Here is a 19,654-nt window from a genome sequence, read left to right on the forward strand (position 1 = left end):
CCAGTACTGGATGTACTGGGGTGATCCCGACAACGCGGCGAGCGTGCGTGCCGGGCGTCGCCGAGCAGGCGGGACTTTGAAGACAGGGCCTAGGCGCCCTGAGAGACGCTGTGCCGCGCTGCCGTCGAGTTCAGTTCTGCCAGGATGCGCTCGCGGTGTTCGTCCAGGGCCGGTACGCGACCCATCCTGGGCTCCCGGCCCGCGACGGTGACGGGTGGCAGCAGCGCGTCCAGCGGCCCCACCGGGGAGTCCACGGTGCGCCAGCGGTCCCGGGCGGCGAGCTGCGGGTGCTCCGCGAACTCCGCCACGTCCCGCAGCCTGGCATGGGCGATCCGGGCCGATTCGAGGCGCCGCTCGGCCTCGTCGGCGCTCAGGGTGGCGAAGCGTGCCTCGATCCGGGTCCGCAGCGCGTCGCGGTTCTCCACCCGCAGGGAATTGCTGGCGAACCGCGGGTCGGTGGCGAGGCGGGGCGCGTCCAGGACCCGCGCGCAGAAGTCCTCCCACTCGCGCTCGTTCTGGACGCCGAGAAAGACACGCGCCCCGTCGGCGGTCGCGTACGGACCGTAGGGGGCGATGGCCGCGTGCTCGGCGCCCGAACGCGGCGGCTGGGCGCCGCCGTAGCGGGTGAAGTAGCCCGGATACCCCATCCACTCCCCGAGCGCTTCCAGCATCGACACCTCCAAGGCCCCGCCCCGGCCGGTGCGTTCGCGTTCGTAGAGCGCCGTGAGGATGCCGGTGTACGCGTACATCGCGGCGGCGATGTCGGCGACCGGGATACCGATCTTCGCCGGCGCCTCCGCCGTACCCGTCAGGGACATCGCCCCGGACTCGCACTGCACCAGCAGGTCGTACGCCTTCCGGTCCGTGTAGGGGCCGCCATTTCCGTAGCCGGAGATGGCGCACACGACGAGCCGGGGGTTGGCGCCCATGAGGGTCGCGGCGTCCAGGCCCAGCCTGCCGGCCGCGCCCGGGGCGAGGTTCTGTACGAACACATCGGCCCGGTCGACGAGCCGCCGGAGCACCGCGGCGTCCTCGGGCCGCTTCAGATCGAGGGCGATGGATTCCTTGCCGCGGTTGAGCCAGACGAAATGGCTGGACATGCCCCGGACCGTCTCGTCGTAGTCACGCGCGAAGTCGCCGGACCCCGGCCGCTCCACCTTGATGACCCGGGCGCCCAGGTCGGCGAGCTGACGGGTGGCGAACGGGGCCGCGACCGCCTGCTCGACAGAGATCACGGTGATGCCGTCCAGTGGGAGCACGGGAGGTCCTTTCGAACGAGGCCGGGCGGTCGCCGGCCGCATGGACCCGCCCCGGGGGCGGGGGAGACTCCACGATCGTCCTCCTCCGCCCCGTGTTCTCCCGTGATTCCGCCTCACATGGAGACGTGGGACGTGTCGGTGACGGGCAGTGTGACCGTGACGGTCGTTCCCGGCACCGGCCCGGGACCTGACGTCCACACTTCCGTGGCCGGCCTGGACGATGGCGCGCACGATGGACAGTCCGAGTCCTGAGCCGCCGTGGGCGCGGCCCCGGCCGGAGTCCGCCCGCCGGAAACGGTCGAAGACACGGTCGGGGCCGTCACACCGGACGGCCGGGATCCGGCAGCTTCATCGCCATCAGAGGCGCGTACTGCTGGCCCGCGTAGCAGTCCGAGTCGCGCGTGCTGCCCTGGACGGTGGGCCTCGGCAGCGACACCTTGACGGCGAGGGCGAGCGGGTGCGCGATGACCCGGACCTCGGAGACATCGGTGTCGAACAGGTCGGCGAACAGCGCGGTGCTGAGCACATCGAGAGCCACCAGCGACCGGTAGGTGTGCTCGTCGTGGCACATGAAGTCGAAGGTGAGGGTGAACGGTCCGGCGTTCTTGGAGCGGACCAGCGAGCAGTAGTCGAGCAGCGTGGCCATCGTTATCGGATCTCCTCGGTCGTGGTGCGGAACAGCTCGGTGGGGCCGACCCCGACCGCGACATGGTTGAGGGTGAAGCGGTACAGCGGCCCCCGGTCCATCTCGGGCGGCGAGAACGGATAGGCGATGGTGCTGACCATTCCGTCGTACTCGGGAATGGGCAGATGGGAACTCGCGTGCGCGACGAAGGTGCTCACCGCGTGCGCGGTGCCCTGGTCTGGTGCAGTCACCGTGATCAGCACGCCGAGTTCGGCGGGGTCCAGGGCCGCGGGCTCGTGCGCGCCGAGGACCGCTCCCGCCCCGTAGAGCCGGTAGTCGATATCGACGTCGGCCGGGTCGACCCGGCCGTCGAACACGTCCAGGATCTTGGCGTCGAAGTAGGCGCGGGCCATGGGCAGCAGCTCGGGGAGCCGGTCGATGACGATCTTGTCGCGGATCCCGCCGATCATCACGGTCTGATGGCCGACCAGTTGGGCGCCCTCCAGCTTGACGGTGTATTCCGGCGACGGGTGGTAGAGCGCTCCGGCGACCCGTACGGTGCACTCGTCGACGGCCGTGTAGCGGGCATGGGTGGTGTCAAGGACCCCGGACGGCTCGGTGATCAGATACGGGTCGGCGTTCTCGTACAGGGTGTGAGCGGCGACCGAGCGCGGCGTGAGCCGGGTGCCCGGCAGCAGCGTCTCGACATCGAAGTGATCGTCACGGAGACGGACCAGCAGCCCGTTGGCGGACGGCGGTACGGCGCAGGCCGCGCCGCACTCGACGGTCTTGGCCGCGTGCCAGGTCAGCCCGGGGTCGGCGCCGTGCAGATGGGGATACGCGGCGAACAGCGCGGTGTCACTGGCCCGTCCGGCGAGGATCACGTCGCACCCCTCGCGCAGCGCCCGCTGGAGGGGTTCGACGCCCATCATGGCGACGACGGGCCCCAGCCCGAAGGTGTCACGGTCGATGGCGGGCGCGTGCGGAAGGGCCCGGATCCGGCCCGCGTCCCACAGATCCTGGAGACGATCCGCGGGCTGGTCGGAGTAGACCAGACCGAGGGTGAAGCGAAGGCCCTCCTCGGCGGCCGTCCGTCGCAGCAGCCCGGCGGTCCAGTCCACACCGATGTCCCGCCCGCTGGTCCCGCACGAGCCGATGATCAGCGGCACGCCGAGTTCCTGACGGGCCCTCAGCAGCAGGCGCAGATCGCGTACGACCGCCTCGGCCGACAGCTTCGACACCCCGGAGCCGAGGGCCGCGGGTCCGCTGTCGGTCGACCCGGCGTCACAGGCGATCACATGAGGGCGGGCGGCGACACCGCGCCGGAAGGCGTCCGCGTCGAAGCCCGCGCCGAGGACTCCGGTGGGCGCGAGGATACGGAATTCCATGTCAGTGGCTCTCTGTCGAAGAAGGGGGAGTTGACGCGGCGGGAGCGTCCGGGGCGTCCGGGGAGGCGTCCTCGCGGCCGGTGCGGCCGATACGGTCGGCAGGGCCGACACGGCTGATACGGGTGAGGGCGAAGAGCGCCAGCGCCGCGACGAGCGCGACATCGAGCAGGAGATACGCCCAGCCGGTGAGGTCGACGAGCGAGCCGACCAGGGCCGGGCCGAGGGCGGAGCCGGTGGCGTTGCCGACGCCGTACAGCGCCGTATAGGTGCCCAGGACCCTGCGCGACGGGGCGAGATCCCACAGCACGACGACGGCGTTGACCGAGAACGTGGCGTAACCGACGGCTCCGAGCACGACGGCCGCGCTCGTCCCGAGCGGCGTACGGACCAGAGCACCCAGCACCATCGCGGCGATGAACAGCACCAGTCCCCAGCGGATGAGCCGGAGCCGGCCCACCCGTCCCGCGAGCAGGGCGATGGGAAACGCCGCGATGATGAACGCGATCCCGCCCGGCAGCCCGAGCCCGCCGGCCTGGCCCTTGGTGAGCCCGAGGACCTCCGTGCCGTACGGGGTCATCAGGGCCCGTGAGGCGGCCCAGGCACCGGCCACGAGGAAGACGACGGCGAGCATCCACACCCGGCTGCGGTCGCGGTCACGCAGCAACTCGCCCAGTACGTCGCGCAGTCGGACCGACGGGGGCCCGTCCGGCACGGCGCTCTGAGCGACCGCCTCCTGATAGGCGGGCGCGCGCCGCTCCTTGACGGTCAGTACGAGAACGCCGACGGCCACGATCATCAGCAGGGCCGGGACCGCGAACGCCAGCCTCAGATCGTGGTCCACGAGCAGGACGCTCACCAGCGAGGAGACGACGATCGTCAGACTGGCCGCGATTCTGGTGAGCGCGTTGGCCTTGCTGCGGTGTTCGGCGGCGACGAAGTCCGGCATCAGCGCCTCGGCCACGGGCTTGTAGCTGTTGGCGACCAGGGCGTACAGGAACATCACCGCCACCAGCGCGGGGAACGAGGTGGTGAACGGAAGGGCCATGAACAGCACGGCCGCGACCGGCGTGCCGGCCACGATGTAGGGGATCCGCCGGCCCCATCGGGTGCGAGTGCGGTCGGACCGGCTGCCCATCCACGGCTGGACGAAGATGCCGAGGACGTTGTCCAGGCCCATCAGCAGACCGATCAGGGCCGTGCTGGAGACATAGTCCCTGAGCAGGGGCGGTACCTGCGCGTCATAGAAGTTCCAGGTGGACTCCTGGGCGAAGACGGCCAGTGATATCAGGGCGGGTACCCGCCAGCTGAAGGGTGTTCGGCCGGCAGGGGAGACGGGAGGGGTGCGGCTCAGCATGAATGCTCCCGGAGGGGGTGGATCTCATGGACCGATGCTATAGCAAGTTGCTTAGCGGTTGATTTTGCTACGTGCGATGCCGGGATCGTGTAGCATCGCGGGCATGGTGGTCAAGGTCCTCGGCGAGCTGAAGAACGAAACACTGGCCGATCGCGCGTACACCGCTCTGCGGGACGCCATCGCGGTGGGGGAGCTGGAGCGGGGAGCACGCATCACGGAGCGCGGCCTCGCCGCCATGCTGTCCGTCAGCCCCACACCCGTACGGGAAGCGCTGCGCCGGCTGGAGCAGGACCGCCTCGTCGAGCGGACCGGGCCACGCACTCTCCGCGTCGCGGAGATCTCCCCCTCCACGCCCGAGGAGATCTCCGAGGTCGAGGCCGCGCTGCGCGGCCTGGTGGCGCGCTTCGCCGCCACGAAGGCGAGCGACGCGCAACTGGACGGCCTGGACGCCCTGTTGGACGAAGCCGACGAGATCGCGGTCACGATCGACCAGCGCCATGGAGCGGGACTCTCCGTCGCGTCGCAGGTGCGCGCCCTGATGGCGGTCCTGCGCTCCTTCGACGCCGCGCTGGAGGAGGCGTGCGGCAACCCCGTACTGACCCGGCTGCTCGCCCAGACCCGTGTCTTCACCCCGCAGGAGCGCGTCGAACGCACCCTGGAACGGCTGGACAGCGCGGAGTTCGGCGCGGAGGACCGCTACGTGGAGCACCGCCGTCTCGTACAGGCGCTGCGCGCCCACGACAGCGCGGCCGCCGAGGAGCTGGCGCAGCACCATGGGGCGACGGCCCTGGCCGGCCTGCGCGCGCGGCGGGACTGAGCCGGGCGGGCCCCGGATTCCGTCAGGACGTCGCGCCTCAGGCGCGCGGGCGTACCCCCCCTCCCGGACCGTGACGCACCGATCGGGCGATGATCCCTGGCGCGGACAGAACCCAGGTCGCCGGGCCGTCGTGCCGGGGCCGCAGGAGAATGGCGACGTGACTGTGGACCCGGCGACCCCGAACCTCTCCGGCCAGACCGAGCGCGACGACATGCGCACCCCGTTGCGCGACTTCCTGCGTACGGAGACGGGCAGCGCGGCCGTCCTGCTCGCCGCGGCCCTCGCGGCGCTCGTCTGGGCCAACGCGGGCCCGGGAACGTACGAGGAGTTCTGGCGGACGGTGCTCTCGGTCCGCGTCGGCTCCGCCGGGATCTCGCTGGAGCTGCGCGAGTGGGTGAACAGCGGACTCATGACGCTGTTCTTCTTCGTCGTCGGTCTGGAGGCCCGCCGCGAGTTCGACATGGGGGAGCTGCGCGATCGGAAACGGGTCGCGCTCCCGATGATCGCCGGCGTCAGCGGAATGCTCGTACCGGTCGCCATCTTCCTGGCCTTCAACGCCGGCCACGCCTCGGCGCACGGCTGGGGCGTCGCCATGTCCACGGACACCGCGTTCGCGTTGGGCGTGCTCGCCGTCTTCGGCACCCGGCTGCCGCGCGGGCTGCGCGTCTTCATCCTGACCGTCGCCGTCGTGGACGACTTCGTCGCGCTCGGTGTGATCGCGATCGCCTACAGCGGACGCGTCCACGCGGTCGCGCTGGTCGTGGCCGTGCTGATCTTCGGGCTCGTCCCGCTGCTCCGGGCCGCCGGAGTGCGCCGGGGCGTGGTGTACGGCGTGCTGGCGGTGGCCGTCTGGGTGGCGATGCTGGAGTCCGGGGTGGACCCGGTCGTGACCGGTCTGGCGATGGGGCTGCTGACCTTCGCGTACCCCGCCTCGCGCAGCGATCTGGAACGGGCGAGCGGACTGTTCCGGCTCTTCCGCGAGCAGCCGACACCGGAGCTGGAACGAACGGCGCGGCTCGGGATCGCCTCGGCGATCTCACCGAACGAGCGGCTCCAGCGGATGTACCACCCCTGGACGAGCTATGTGGTCGTGCCCGTCTTCGCGCTCGCCAACGCCGGTATCACCATCAGCGGCAGCCAGCTGGCACGGGCCTTCGAGTCGCCGATCACCCTCGGCATCCTGTGCGGCTATGTGCTGGGCAAGCCCCTCGGTATCCTCGGCGCCTCGCTGCTGACGACCCGGCTGAGCCATGGCCGGCTGCGCCCGCCGGTCGGCTGGGGCGCCACCGCGGCCGGCGGCACCATCGCCGGTGTCGGCTTCACGGTCTCGCTGCTGATCGCCACCCTCGCCTTCGACAGCGAACAGCTGGAGCAGGCCAAGATCGGCATTCTCGCCGCGGCCGTCTGCTCGTTCGCCGCCACCTGGCTCGTCACGCGCGTCATCGCGGCGCTGCCCAGGAAGCGGCGGATCCAGGCCCTGCTGGGCAATGCCGAGGAGATCGTCGATCTGTCCGAACCGGTGGACCCGGACCGCGACCATGTGCGCGGACCGCGGGAGGCACCGGTGACCGTGGTCGAGTACGGCGATTTCGAATGCCCGTACTGCGGGCTGGCCGAACCCGTGATCCGTGAGTTGCTCGCCGATTTCGGGGATGTCCGATACGTCTGGCGCCATCTGCCGCTCAACGACGTCCACCCGAACGCCCAGCTCGCGGGTGAAGCCTCCGAGGCCGCGGCGGAACAGGGCGCCTTCTGGGAGATGCACGATCTCCTGCTCGCACACCAGGGCGCTCTGCGGCCCGCCGATCTGCTCGGCTACGCCGGGGAGATCGGGCTGGACACCGACCGGTTCCACCGGGATCTGCGGTCGCGCAAGGGGGCCGCGCGGGTCGCCGAGGATGTCGAGAGCGCCGATACCTACGGTGTGTCGGGCACGCCCACGTTCTTCGTCAACGGACGGCGCCACCACGGCGCGTACGACATCGACGCCCTCACCGCCGCCGTGCGCGCCGCGAAGGCACGCGCCGTCCTGGGCGGGCCCTCCTGACCGCGCCGGTCAGGTCTTGAGGAAGTCGAGCAGCGCCGGGTTGACGATCTCCGGGTGGGTCCAGGCGACATTGTGCGGGCCGTCGTCCACCGTCACGAACGTCAGGTCCTTGATCAGCCCCGGGAGCCGCTGGGCGGTGTTCGGGTACGGAAGGATGCGGTCGGCGGTCCCGTGGATCAGCAGGACCGGTACGTCGATTCCGGGCAGATCCCCGCGGAAGTCCGTCAGCCAGCTGTCGACACAGGCGTAGGCGGCGTGGGAGGAGGCGGCGACGGCGGTGTTGAAGCTGCCCGCCCACGCCTGGTCGCTGATGCGGGTGCCGCGGTACATGTCGACGTTGTAGAGGTTGTCGAGGAAGTTCTTGAGATAGGCCGGCCGGTCGGCGATCACGGCGTCCTTGATCCCCTCGAACACCGATCGGTCGACGCCCTCGGGATTGTCGTCGGTCTTGAGCAGGAACGGTGGGATGGCGCCCATCAGTACGGCCTTGCTGACCCGTCCCGAGCCGTACGTACCGAGATAGCGGGTTACCTCGCCTGTGCCCATGGAGAAACCGACAAGCACCACATCGGGAAGGCCGAGATGGTCGAGGAGGGCGTTGAGGTCGGCGGCGAAGGTGTCGTAGTCGTAGCCGACGACGGGCCGGCTGGAACGGCCGAAACCGCGCCGGTCGTAGGTGATGACACGGTGCCCCGCCTCCAGCAGCACCCGCTCCTGCTTCTCCCACGAGTGGCCGTCGAGCGGATAGCCGTGGATGAGGACCACGGGCTGTCCGCTGCCATGATCCTCGTAGTAGATGTCGATGGAGCCGGAGTTTTCCTGCCCGACGGTGACGAATGGCATGAGAGAACCCGCTTTCTTCTCTTCCTTGGTTTCTCCGCTTTCCGCGCCCTGTCCGCTGCGCCCTGTCCGCCGCGCGATACCCGCTGCGCGATATCGGCTGTGCGCGGGGCGATACCCCGCCTCCCATCAAACCCCGCCCTGTGTACCGTCGCCACCGGGGCGAAAGCGCCCCCGGCCGCCCCGGACAGGACCTGGTCAAAGTCCCGTCCGGCCCGTCACGATGAGGCGTACGTCATCGGCCTCCGCCAGACGTCTGATCATCAGCAGCGCGGCCGTACTCGCCGGGTCGCCCGCCATGGTGGGGCCGCAGTGCAGCTCCAGTCGGCTCACGCCCCGATGGGTGCGCAGCAACTGCCGTACGGTGTCCACCACTTCGTAGGAGGTCTCGTCGTCCATCTCACCGTCGAGCCTGATCTCGACCGTGTCGGACCGGGGGGTGGTGACGATGATGGTCAGCGGATCAGGAGGAGAAGAGGTCATAGGGGCATACCGGGCGTCCTGCCGAGGTGATGCTCGGCACTGCGGCCCAGCACCGTGGTCGTACGCAACGGTCCTCCTCCGGAGCGCGGGGCGCAATCCCTCCAGGGAGGATCCACCCCTGAGTGAACAAGGCCTGACCTGGGCTTTAGACGCCGCCCCACCTATCCACGCGGCGTCTTTTTCACGGTACGGCGTGCCGCCCACCGCCGTGCCGCCCGGCGTCCGGGACGTACGTGACGCCCTTCACGAAACCGGCGGGCATACCGACGGCGTGCAAGGGCATAAGGGGATCCGGGAAGAGGGCCCCCGATCGCCCTCACCGGCGGGCGGGGCAGGAACGGGGCGGGGCAGGAGCTATGAACGAACGGTCCATTCTCGGTACCGCCCTCGCGGCCCTCACGGATTCCGTGCGGCCACTGCGCAAGGCCGCCGAATTCAGCGGGGCCCCCGGCTGCATCGCCGAGGCCAGACAGCTCGCCGCCCGGTTTCTGCAGCAGCTGGAGGCGGAGTGGTTCGCCACGCTCGGCGACCGCACGACCGGTGATCTGCTGCTGGTCGTCAGCGAGCTGGTCACCAACGCCGAGCGGCACAGCCATGGACCGTATCTGCTGGAGCTGGAGGGCACGGACCGGCAGGTGCTCGTCACGGTGTACGACAGCTGCTCGACCCTCCCGCACCGCTACGACCGGGACCCCGGCCGGCCGGGCGGTCACGGTCTGGAGATCGTCCACGCGCTGGCCGACCGCCTCGGCGCCGAGCGGGTGCCGGTCGGCAAACGCGTCCAGGCCGTATTCGACCTGGAGCGCCGCCGGGTCCCGACCTGACGAGCCCGGTCCCGCCCGGCCCGATCCGCCCCGTTGACATCACTGTGGGCCCATCCTACGTTTCTCGTGGAAAGCGCTTGCTATCCGGGCGAGAATCCAGGAATGCGAAAGGGAGTGTTCGCGACGTCTCCGCGCGACCTGACAGACCGGCGGATCCGCGCCGCCGTCATCGGCACGGGAGGGATCGCCAGGGGAGCACATCTCCCGGCCCTCCGCGCTCTCCACGACGAGATCGAGATCGTCGCCGCCTTCGACATCGACGAGGAGGCCGTACGGGCGTTCTGTGCCGACGGTGGCGTTCCGCGTCCCTACACCGATCTCGACCGCATGCTCGACGAGCAGCGCCCCGACCTGGTCACCATCTGCACGCCCCCGGTCTTCCACCGCGAGCAGACGGTGGCCGCGCTGCGCGCCGGTGCCTGGGTGTGGTGCGAGAAGCCGCCGTGTCCCTCGCTCGCCGAGTTCGACGCCATCGAGGCGGCCGAGAAGCAGGCGGCAGCGGCGCCGGAGACGTCCGAGGAGGGCGCGGGCGGCGGTGGACCGTACGCCTCGATCGTCTTCCAGCACCGGTTCGGCTCCGGCGCCCGGCATATGCGCTCCCTGATCGCCGAGCGGGCGATGGGCCGTCCGCTGGTCGCCCACTGCCAGACCACCTGGTATCGCGACACCGCCTACTACGCCGTGCCATGGCGCGGCAATTGGGCCGGTGAGGGCGGCGGCCCCGCGATGGGCCACGGCATCCACCAGATGGATCTGCTGCTCGAACTGCTCGGGCCCTGGACCGAGGTACGCGCCATGGCGGGCCGGCTGGTGCACGACGTCGAGACCGAGGACGTGTCCACGGCGCTCGTACGTTTCGAGAGCGGGGCGCTGGCCACCGTCGTCAACAGCGTGCTCAGCCCCGACGAGGTGAGCCGTATCCGTATCGACTGCGAGCGCGCCACCGTCGAACTGACCCATCTGTACGGCTACACCAATGACGACTGGCGGATCACCCCGGCCCCCGATGTGGACGCCGTGGAACTGGCCCGCTGGCGCGATCCGGGCGAGGACGTGCCCAGCTCTCATCTGGCCCAGCTCCGTTCGCTCGTCGCCGACTTACGGGCGGGACGCCGGCCGCGCGCCAGCGGGGCCGACGGCCGCACCAGCCTCGAACTGATCACCGCGCTCTACAAGTCGGCGTTCACCGACACCACCGTCAGGGCCGGCGGGATCGGCCCCGGCGACCCCTTCCACACGGCCCTGCACGGCGGCGCCCCCGGCTGGGCACCGTCGCGGCCCCTCCCCGTCACGGAGATCCCCGTATGACCATTTCAGGAACGCCGGACACCTTGGCCGCGCCTGACACGGTGGCGGACATCACCGGGCCCGGACTGCGGCTGGCCCACACACACGGTGACCGGATCGAGCTGCGCTTCGGTGGGGTCACCCTGATCAGCTATGTCTACCGGCCCGAGGCGGCGTGGGAGGCCCCCAAGCCGTATCTGCATCCGCTGCGCACACTGTCGGGCGGTGTGGTCACCGACTACCGCCCCAACGACCACCGCTGGCACAAGGGCCTCCAGCTCACCGCCTCCCATCTGTCGGGACAGAATCTGTGGGGCGGCAACACGTATGTGCACGGCGAGGGTTACCGCGCGCTGCCGGAGCGCGTCGGCTCGATGAGCCACGAGGGCTTCGACGAGGTATCGGCCGACGCGCGGCGTGCCGTCATCGCCGAGCGGCTGGTGTGGCGCAACCACGACGGCGACGCGTGGGCCGACGAGTCACGCCGTATCGAGATCCATGACATCGACACCGAGGCCGGTGCGTGGACGCTGACGTGGTCCGACGCCATCACCAACCGGCGCGATGAGCCGCTGCGCCTCGGCAGTCCCACCACCGCGGGGCGCGAGCTGGCCGGCTACACCGGTCTCTTCTGGCGCGGGCCGCGTGCCTTCCGGGGCGGGCGGCCGCTCGGCCCCGAGCGGGAGGGGGAGGAGCTGATGGGGACCCAGGCCCCATGGGTCGCGTACAGCGGTGAGTTCGACGGCATCGACGGACACGCCACACTCGTCTTCGCGCACGCACCGGAGAACGATCACACCGGGGCCGGCGGACAGCACCCCGCGCACTGGTTCGTACGCAGCGATCCGTTCGCGGCGGTCGCCGCCTCCTGGTCCTTCTACGAGGAGCTGGTCCTCCCGCCGGGCGACACACTGACCCGGCGCTGGCGGGTGATCGTGGCCGACGGCCGCTGGGAACGCGACGACATCGCCACGTACCTTGAGCGGCAGTCATGGTGAGCCCGGCGGCGGGGTTCGCCGGACTCCCGGGAGCGGTCGCGGTCTCGCATCTGACGGTGTACGACTGGGAGTCGGCCGACGGAGCGAGCGGTGGCACCCCGCATCTGCATCTCACCTGCTCCGAGGCGTATGTGGTGACCGAGGGCCGGGGCGCCGTCCAGACGCTCAGCCCCACGGGCCTCGACACCACACCGCTGGCGCCGGGGGCGCTGGTGTGGTTCACACCCGGCACCATCCACCGGCTCGTCAACGAGGGCGGGCTGCGGATCGTCGTCCTGATGCAGAACAACGGTCTGCCCGAGGCCGGGGACGCCGTACTGACCCTGCCACCCCCCTACCTCACCGACCCGGAGACCTACGCGCGGGCCGTACGCATCCCGGACGCGGCGGAGCCCGAGCAGGCCGCCGCCGCGCGCCGCCGGCGTGATCTCGCGATCGAGGGATTCATGGTGCTGCGTACCGCGTGGGAGGCGGGCGACCAGCGGCCCCTGCTCGACTTCCAGCGGTCGGCCGCCGCGCTCGTACGGCCCCGGGTGGCCGAGTGGCGGGCGCGCTGGGAGGCGGGCGCGGCCGAGGCGGCCCGCCAGACCGGAGCCCAGCTCGACCGGCTCGCCGCCGGTGACGCCACGCATCTGGCCGAGGCGCACCTGCACGCCCGACTCCCGGCGCATCAGGGCAGGTTCGGCATGTGCGGGCGGCTGAATACGTACGACATCCACGGCCCGGACATCCACGGCGCGGACGGCGACGATCCGGGCGGTGGCGGCCGGGGCGGTGGCTCCTGACGCGAGCCGCACGCGAGAACGCCCGGCAGGGATCTCCCGGCCGGGCGTTCCGCGTGTTGTCCGGGGCTCAGCTGGTGTACGCCTCCAGTTCGGAGAGTTGCGCGGCCGGCCAGCCGGTGTTGCCCGTGACCGTCACCCGCAGATAGCGGGTCGGGGTCCCGTCCAGAGTGACCGTCGCGGTGTTACCGCTCGCCGGGTTGAAGGTGTAGCCCGCCGATGCCTTGAGCGTGCTGTACGAGGAGTTGTTGGTGCTCCCCGACACACTGAGCGTCTGGGTGCGGGTCGTCCACGCCGACGCCGGAGGCAGCTTCAGCACCACCCGCTTGACCGCCTTCGACGCTCCGAGGTCCACGGTGATGGTCTGCGGGAACGCGTTGTTGGTGCTTTCCCAGTACGTGTTGGCGTTGCCGTCGACCGCGTTGGCCGCGCCGTACACATCGGCATGGCCGGACTCCGTGACCGGTCGGCCCTGAGCGAGATTGCCCGGGTCCGTCGGCGGGTCGGTGGGCGGGTCGGTGGGCGGGTCGGTAGGCGGGTTGGTGGGACCGCCGGGCACACCGCCGTTGGTCCACACCGGGTCGGGCCAGGTGCCGGTGCACGCGGGCGGGTTGGCGTACCAGCCAGAGTTCCCGGCGCCCTGGGTGATCTGGAAGCCGCTGCCCACACAGTTGTGGATCGGGTTGGACTGCGCGATATGGGTGGCGGTCACATTGGTGAAGGAGGCGGTGCCCGGAGCCTGGATCTGGAGCGCGTACGTACCGGCGCCGTCGATCCTGATGTTGTTGAAGCGCAGCCCGTTCGTCGCGCCCTCGATCAGATGGATCGCGGCGTAGGAGCTGTCCAGGACCTCGCTGTCGGTGATGTCGATGGTGGCGTTGATCGGTTCGTTGAGACCGCTGAACCAGATCGCGCCGACGCCGAAGCGCCAGTTGTAGTCATTGTTCCCGGCCCGGATCAGGGTGTTGCGCGCGGCGGTGGTGGTTCCGGAGACCGCCGTGCCCTGACCGGAGTTGACGCCGGGGTAGCGGTTGGCGATGTGCAGCCCGCCGCCGTTGGTGATGGTGTCCGACATGACGTTGTCGGAGATGGTGATGTCCCTGCCGCCGTACGTGACGATGTTGTTCGCCAGGATCGGCAGGATCACGGTGTTGAACGTGAACTTGTTCTTCACGTTCGGGATGTTCTCGGCCCACATGGCCAGCCCGTCGTCACCGGTGTTGCGCACAAAGGTGTTGGTGACCGTCGAGTTGGTGACGCCCATGTGGAAGTTGACGCCGTCCGCGGTCTGATCGAGGATGCGGCTGTTCTTGATGGTGAAGTTGTCCATCGGGCCGTCCATCCAGGCGCCGCACTTGGTGTGCTGCATCCAGACGTTGTCGACGACCGAGTTGGACATGGCGCCACCGATGGCGTTGACCTGGTCGTTGTCCACGCGCTCACGGATGTCGCCCATGATGGCGAAGTCCTTGAGGGTGACATTGCTGCTGCCGCCCGCGTTGGCGTACTTGCCGTAGACACCGACGGCCTTGCTGCGGTCGGACGGATCACGTCCGGTCAGCACGCTGTACCAGGGACCCGCGCCGCGCAGGGTGACCTTGTCGACGATGATGTGATCGCGCACCTGGAAGGTGCCCTGCGGTATGTAGACCTCCTTGCCCTGTGTACGGCCCGCGTCGACCGCCGCCTGGATCTTGGCCGTTGAATCGGCGGCGCCGCTCGGGTCCGCGCCGAAGTCGCTCACCACGTCGAGCGCGCCCGCGGGCTTGCCGATCGGCGCGGCCACCTGCTCGAAGTCGGCGAGGTCGATGGTGAAGGTGGGCGACGCTGCGGTCGAGGAGACCTGGAGCCGGACCTTCGTACCGGCCGCCAGCGTCGACCCGAACATGGTGCGGGTCTCGTCGTAGAAGTGGTGCGGGTTGGTGTCACCCGGGTTGTTGTTGAACGGGTAACCGCCGTAGTACCAGCCGTACTTGGAGGTCACGGGCACGCTCTTGAGGGAGGTGCCGTTGACCCGTAGATCGATGGTCGCGTCCCGGCCGGTACCCGCCGCGTTGTCCGGCAGCGAGTAGCGGAACGACATCGCGTTCGCCGGGGCGGTGAGGGTGAACTCCACATACTCACCGACCGCGTCGAGCGTCACGGCCTGCCGGCCCGAGGCTTCCGAAGGCAGCGTGCCGTAAAGGCGGTTGGGGCCGATCAGGGAGCCGTTGGTGGCGGCGTACTCGGCTTCCTGCTCCTTGAACGGCACCGTGGCGCCGCGGCCGGGGACATTGATGGGGGAGGGGGCGGGGACCGCCGCCGCCTGGGCGGCGGGCGCGGTGGAGAGCACCACCGCCGCGGCCGTCCCGGCCACGGCGAGTGCGAGGGACACGGATGCGGAGATGCCGCGCCGGAGCAGGCGGCCTCGTGGGGGTCCGGTGGGGAGTGTCACAGACATACGTCCTTGCGGCTCGTGGGGACTCTGCGGACGCGAAAAGGTTAGAAGTTGGCTTACAAGAAGTCTATGAATCCGCGCAAATTTTGGAGACAGACGCAAAAATCCGCGACCCGATGGAGGGGTCGGCGCCGGGGCAGGGTGGTGCGCGGCTGCCTCGTGCCCCGTCCGTACCAGGGGTCCCGCGCACACCTCTTGTAGCGCGGACGCGGTCGGCCCTACGATGCCCGACAGGGACATGAAACGTTTCAATCCAAGGGAGCCGCGATGGGCATGGGCTGGACACGCCGAGGTCTTCTGCACACCTCCGTGGCGGGCGCCGGGGCGGGGATCGCGGGGCTCGCCGCCGCCTCCCCCGCCACGGGCGCGCCGTCCGGCGGCTCGCCGGGAACGAGTGGCCGGCGCGGCCGGCTCCGTGTCACCACCGCCACGGTCGAGTACACCGAGCGCCTTCTCGGCACCGATGCCGCGGCCCCGCTGCTGTCCTGGGAGCTGAGCGGCGAGAAGGGCGCCCGGGGCGCCCGCCAGAGCGCCTATCAGCTCCGGGCCGCGACCGACCCGCGCGCGCTCACGGCCGGTCGCCAACTCCTCTGGGACACCGGCCGCGTGGCCTCCGACCGAAGCGCCGCCGTGCCCTACGCGGGCCCCGAACTGCCACCCCGTACCCGCTGCCACTGGCAGGTCCGCGTCTGGGACGCCGACGGACACGCCTCACCGTGGAGCACGGCCGGCTGGTGGGAGACCGCGCTCGGCGCCGAGCCGTGGCAGGCGCGCTGGATAGGCGCCGACCAGTCGCCGGAGCCCCCCGGCTTCGACGGCGCGTCCTGGATCTGGACCGAGGGAGCGACCACCGGCAACGCCCCCGTGGGCGCCCGGTGGTTCCGCGGCGGACTCGAACTCCCGCCGGGCGCGCGGGGCGAGGACATCGCGCGGGCCACACTCCTCGCCACGGCCGACGACGACTTCACCCTCCATCTCAACGGCAGACAGACGCTCCACGCGCCCGAGCAGGTGGACGGCTGGCGCACCGGACGCGCGGCCGATGTCACCGAGGCCGTACGGTCCGCCGCCGGCGGCCGGATCGTCCTCGCCGCCCTCGCGGCCAACCGCGGTTCGGTCTCCGTCAACCCGGCGGGACTGCTCGTACGGATGCTCGTCGAAACCTCCCAGGGCACCAGCCACGAGCTGGTCACCGGAACAGGCTGGCGCGCCGTCGGCACCGAGCGGCAGGGCTGGGAACAGCCGGACTTCGACGACAGTGACTGGCCCCCGGCGGCCGTACTCGCCCCCTACGGCCAGGGCCCGTGGGGAAGCGGTGTCTCGATCCCGGCGCCCGAGGCGCCCGCGCCCCTGCTCCGCCGCGAGTTCAGCGTATCGAAGCCGGTCAGCAGCGCCCGGCTCTACATCAGCGGACTCGCCTACTACACAGCCGAGTTGAACGGGAAGCGGGTCGGCAGTCAGGTACTCGACCCGGCGTTCACCGACTACGACGAGACCGTGATGTACGCCGTCCACGATGTGACCTCGCTGCTGCGGCGCGGCGACAACGCGATCGGTGTGACCCTGGGCCGAGGCTTCTACGGCATGACCACCCCCAATGTCTGGAACTGGCACCAGCCGCCGTGGCACGGCGAACCCCGGCTGCTGTGCCGGCTGGAGGCCGAGCACCCCGACGGCTCCCGCACCACCGTCGTCTCCGACACCGACTGGCGGATCACCGAAGGCCCCACGCTCACCAACTCCCTCTACGCGGGCGAGACCTACGATGCCCGGCTGGCCCCCGAGGGCTGGACGAAGCCCGGCTTCGACGACAGCTCCTGGCGCTCCCCGAACCCTCAGGCCGCGCCCAAGGGCACCCTGCGCGCCCAGCCGCACGACCCCATCGAGATCATCGAGACCCTTACCCCCACCGCGATCACGGAGCTGAGCCCCGGGGTCTATGTCGTCGACATGGGCCGGACGACGGCGGGTTGGACCCGGCTGAGCGTACGGGCCCCGGCCGGCACCCTCGTCCAGCTCGTCCACGGCGAGAAGCTCAAGGCGGACGGCAGTGTGCACGCCGAGACCGGGCATGTGCCAGGACGCTTCCAGCGCGACGAGTACATCTGCGCGGGCGGCGGCGGGACCGAGGTCTGGGAGCCCTCCTTCTCCTACAAGGGCTTCCGCTATGTCCAGATCAGCGGATTGCCGAGCCGCCCACGCCCCGCCGATGTGCTGGGCCGGGTCGTCCATACGAAGGTGGCGGAGGTCAGCTCCTTCGAGTGCTCGGAACCCTTCTACGAACAGCTCGACCGGGCGATGCGCCGCACCCTGCTCAACAATCTGCACGGCATACCGACCGACACCCCCATGTACGAGAAGAACGGCTGGACCGGCGACGCGCAGCTCGGCGCGCCCATCATGGCGTACGCCTTCGGCGTCCACCGCTTCCTGGCGAAATGGCTCGGGGACCTGGCGGACAGTCAGAACACCGACGGCCAGCTGCCGGTGATCGTGCCCAGCGGCGGCTGGGGCTACGGCGATCTCGGTCCCTCCCCGGAGTGGACGACCGTATACCCCTTCCTGGTAAGGGAGATGTACCGGATCTACGGCGACGACCGGGTGGCACGCGCACACTGGTCCACCCTGACCCGCTATCTGGACTGGGAACTGGACCGGCTGGAGGGGGGTCTCGCGATCACCGCGCTCGGTGACTATCTGCCGCCGGGATACGGCGGCAACCCGCCCGAGGACACCCGCCTCACGGCGACGGCGTATCTGCACCGGGCGCTGACCCAGACGGCCGAGCTGGGCGAACTCCTGGGCCACGGCGAGGTCGCGGAGCGCTATCGCACGGCAGCCGCCGGGCTGAAGGACGCCTTCAACGCCACCTTCCTGGACCCCGAGTCCGGTTACTACCGGACCGCGAAGGACCCCGGCTACCGGCAGACCTCCAACGCCTTGCCGCTCGCCTTCGGCCTGGTCCCGAGCGGCGCCCGCGCGTCAGTGCTCGACAGTCTCGTCGCCGACATCAAAGCCCGCGGCGACCACCTCAACACCGGTGCGCTGGGCACGAGCGTGCTGCTGCGCGTCCTGTGCGCGGGCGGCCGCCCCGAGGTCGCGCACGCCATCGCCACCCAGCGTACGTACCCGAGCTGGGGCTACTGGTTCGACAACGGCGCCGACACCATGTGGGAGATGTGGCCGGTGGACTCGCGCTCGCGCGACCACTACTTCCAGGGCACGGTCGTCCAGTGGCTGTACGAGAACGTGGCGGGACTGCGCCCGGGGGACGCGGGCTACCGCACCTTCACCGTACGGCCCGACGGCCGGACCGGAGTCACCTGGGCACGCACCTCGATCCGTACCGTACGTGGCACGGCCTCGGTGGCCTGGTCCGCGATAGGCCCTGATCTGCGGCTCTCGGTGCGGGTGCCGGTCGGCGCGACGGCGGAGATCCAGGTACCGGCCGAGCGCCCCGAGCTGGTGAAGGCGCCGGACGGAGCGGAGTATCTCCGTACGGAACCGGGCTTCGTGGTCTATCGGGCGGGCCAGGGCGCCTGGGACTTCGTGGGGCGGAGCTGACCGGGAAGTGCCTTTGAACGTTTCACCACGGCCGGGCCCAGTGCGTGTCCGGCCGTGGCGGGCCTCAGTCCCGGCGCAGCAGATACGTGTCCATGATCCAGCCCTTGCGGGCACGTGCCTCGGACCGCGACTCCCCGATCCGGTCGGCCACTTCGGAGAGCCGGCCGGAGACCAGGATCTCGTCCTCGGTCCCCACATAGGCACCCCAGTGGATGACCGGATCGGCTGCCAGATGGTGCCGGAAGGACTGGTGCGCGTCCAGCATCACCACGACATCGTCCACGCCGTCGGGCCACCCCTCGGCGAGCCGACGGCCGGTGGTGATCTGTACGGGCCGGCCCACCCGGGTCAGTCCGACGCGGTGCCTGGCGGCCAGCGCGGAGACGCTGCTGATGCCGGGGATCACCTCGTACTCGAACCGGACCGAGCCGCGCGCCAGGATCTCCTCCAGGATGGCGAGCGTCGAGTCGTACAGGGAGGGATCGCCCCAGACGAGGAACGCCCCGGTGCTGTCCCGGTCGGGGGCCCCGTTCCCGTCGGGGTGCTCGTTCCCGTCAGGGCCTTCGCCGTCGCTCAGCTCATCGATGATGGCTCGCTCGTAGAGGGCGGCGCGCCGGCTCCGCCAGTCGTCGACGGTCCCGGGATAACCGGCGCCGTCCGCCGGACCCTCCCGCTCCGGGTCGCGGATCTCGACCTGCCGATAGCCCCGGCCGCCCGAGGACCCGCCCGCGTGGCGGCGCAGGATCTCGTGCCGGAGCCCGATCAGATCGGACTTCTCGGCGCCCTTGTCGACCAGGAAGAAGACATCCACGCCCTGGAGAGCCCTGACCGCCTGGACGGTCAGCTGGTCGGGGTCGCCCGCGCCGATACCGATGACATAGATCTTTCGCACACCGCCGAGTCTGCCGCATGTCCCTCGGTCGCCCCGATACCGCCCGGAGGAAGGTCA

15 protein-coding genes and 1 pseudogene are annotated in these 19,654 nt (G+C 70.5%); 7 read left to right on the forward strand and 9 right to left on the reverse strand.

Annotation, left to right across the window (positions count from 1 at the left end; genetic code table 11):
- Positions 1 to 89: 89 nt before the first annotated feature.
- The 5 genes and pseudogenes from ACFRMN_RS13310 to ACFRMN_RS13330 all read right to left on the reverse strand — a co-directional run bounded on the left by ACFRMN_RS13310 (position 90) and on the right by ACFRMN_RS13330 (position 4,626).
- Positions 90 to 1,301 carry a CaiB/BaiF CoA transferase family protein gene (locus ACFRMN_RS13310; RefSeq protein ID WP_383017874.1) on the reverse strand — a complete coding sequence of 404 codons (1,212 nt, stop codon included), beginning with the start codon at positions 1,299 to 1,301 and terminating at the stop codon, positions 90 to 92.
- Between the two features lie 138 nt (positions 1,302 to 1,439).
- Positions 1,440 to 1,598: pseudogene (locus ACFRMN_RS13315) on the reverse strand (ATP-binding protein); the annotation flags it as partial.
- Positions 1,579 to 1,905 carry a DUF4387 domain-containing protein gene (locus ACFRMN_RS13320; RefSeq protein WP_383017877.1) on the reverse strand — a complete coding sequence of 109 codons (327 nt, stop codon included), beginning with the start codon at positions 1,903 to 1,905 and terminating at the stop codon, positions 1,579 to 1,581. The pseudogene ACFRMN_RS13315 and the gene ACFRMN_RS13320, both read right to left, overlap by 20 nt.
- A 2-nt stretch (positions 1,906 to 1,907) precedes the next feature.
- Entirely contained in the window at positions 1,908 to 3,272 is a 1,365-nt protein-coding gene (locus tag ACFRMN_RS13325; RefSeq protein ID WP_383017880.1) for an acyclic terpene utilization AtuA family protein, read from the reverse strand.
- 1 nt (position 3,273) lies between these two features.
- Positions 3,274 to 4,626, reverse strand: a complete 1,353-nt coding sequence (locus tag ACFRMN_RS13330) for an MFS transporter (protein WP_383017883.1) — start codon at positions 4,624 to 4,626, stop codon at positions 3,274 to 3,276.
- Between the two features lie 103 nt (positions 4,627 to 4,729).
- Here ACFRMN_RS13330 and ACFRMN_RS13335 point away from each other — a divergent pair, with 103 nt between their 5' ends.
- Together ACFRMN_RS13335 and nhaA are read left to right on the forward strand one after the other, a co-directional pair.
- Positions 4,730 to 5,443, forward strand: a complete 714-nt coding sequence (locus ACFRMN_RS13335) for a GntR family transcriptional regulator (RefSeq protein ID WP_383017886.1) — start codon at positions 4,730 to 4,732, stop codon at positions 5,441 to 5,443.
- Between the two features lie 211 nt (positions 5,444 to 5,654).
- Positions 5,655 to 7,490, forward strand: coding sequence for a Na+/H+ antiporter NhaA (gene nhaA, locus ACFRMN_RS13340; protein ID WP_383018472.1), 1,836 nt, complete (start codon positions 5,655 to 5,657; stop codon positions 7,488 to 7,490).
- A gap of 9 nt (positions 7,491 to 7,499) precedes the next feature.
- Here nhaA and ACFRMN_RS13345 read toward each other — a convergent pair whose 3' ends face one another.
- On the reverse strand, positions 7,500 to 8,333 hold the full coding sequence (locus tag ACFRMN_RS13345) for an alpha/beta fold hydrolase (protein ID WP_383017889.1): 834 nt from the start codon (positions 8,331 to 8,333) through the stop codon (positions 7,500 to 7,502).
- Positions 8,334 to 8,528: 195 nt separating this feature from the next.
- Positions 8,529 to 8,813 (reverse strand): hypothetical protein, encoded by a 285-nt coding sequence (locus ACFRMN_RS13350; protein ID WP_383017892.1) that lies wholly within the window; start codon positions 8,811 to 8,813, stop codon positions 8,529 to 8,531.
- Between the two features lie 356 nt (positions 8,814 to 9,169).
- On the opposite strand from ACFRMN_RS13350, the gene ACFRMN_RS13355 reads away from it, so the two are divergent.
- The 4 genes from ACFRMN_RS13355 (at position 9,170) to ACFRMN_RS13370 (ending at position 12,707) form a co-directional block, all read left to right on the forward strand.
- Positions 9,170 to 9,637: an ATP-binding protein gene (locus ACFRMN_RS13355; RefSeq protein ID WP_383017895.1), complete on the forward strand. Its 468-nt coding sequence runs from the start codon at positions 9,170 to 9,172 to the stop codon at positions 9,635 to 9,637.
- A gap of 102 nt (positions 9,638 to 9,739) precedes the next feature.
- On the forward strand, positions 9,740 to 10,945 hold the full coding sequence (locus ACFRMN_RS13360; RefSeq protein ID WP_383017898.1) for a Gfo/Idh/MocA family protein: 1,206 nt from the start codon (positions 9,740 to 9,742) through the stop codon (positions 10,943 to 10,945).
- Positions 10,942 to 11,922, forward strand: a complete 981-nt coding sequence (locus tag ACFRMN_RS13365) for a PmoA family protein (protein ID WP_383017901.1) — start codon at positions 10,942 to 10,944, stop codon at positions 11,920 to 11,922. Before ACFRMN_RS13360 ends, ACFRMN_RS13365 begins: the two co-directional genes overlap by 4 nt.
- Positions 11,916 to 12,707 (forward strand): cupin domain-containing protein, encoded by a 792-nt coding sequence (locus ACFRMN_RS13370; protein ID WP_383017904.1) that lies wholly within the window; start codon positions 11,916 to 11,918, stop codon positions 12,705 to 12,707. The genes ACFRMN_RS13365 and ACFRMN_RS13370 overlap by 7 nt, the downstream gene beginning before the upstream one ends.
- Positions 12,708 to 12,774: 67 nt before the next feature.
- Here the strand turns inward: ACFRMN_RS13370 and ACFRMN_RS13375 are convergent, their stop codons facing one another.
- Positions 12,775 to 15,144, reverse strand: coding sequence for a discoidin domain-containing protein (locus tag ACFRMN_RS13375; protein WP_383017907.1), 2,370 nt, complete (start codon positions 15,142 to 15,144; stop codon positions 12,775 to 12,777).
- Between the two features lie 270 nt (positions 15,145 to 15,414).
- Here ACFRMN_RS13375 and ACFRMN_RS13380 point away from each other — a divergent pair, with 270 nt between their 5' ends.
- Complete coding sequence (locus tag ACFRMN_RS13380; RefSeq protein WP_383017910.1) at positions 15,415 to 18,705, forward strand: family 78 glycoside hydrolase catalytic domain; 3,291 nt, start codon at positions 15,415 to 15,417, stop codon at positions 18,703 to 18,705.
- Between the two features lie 64 nt (positions 18,706 to 18,769).
- Here the strand turns inward: ACFRMN_RS13380 and cobF are convergent, their stop codons facing one another.
- On the reverse strand, positions 18,770 to 19,597 hold the full coding sequence (cobF, locus tag ACFRMN_RS13385; protein ID WP_383017912.1) for a precorrin-6A synthase (deacetylating): 828 nt from the start codon (positions 19,595 to 19,597) through the stop codon (positions 18,770 to 18,772).
- Positions 19,598 to 19,654 lie beyond the last annotated feature (57 nt).

This window comes from Streptomyces sp. NPDC056835 (assembly GCF_042789485.1).
Classification (GTDB): Bacteria; Actinomycetota; Actinomycetes; order Streptomycetales; family Streptomycetaceae; genus Streptomyces.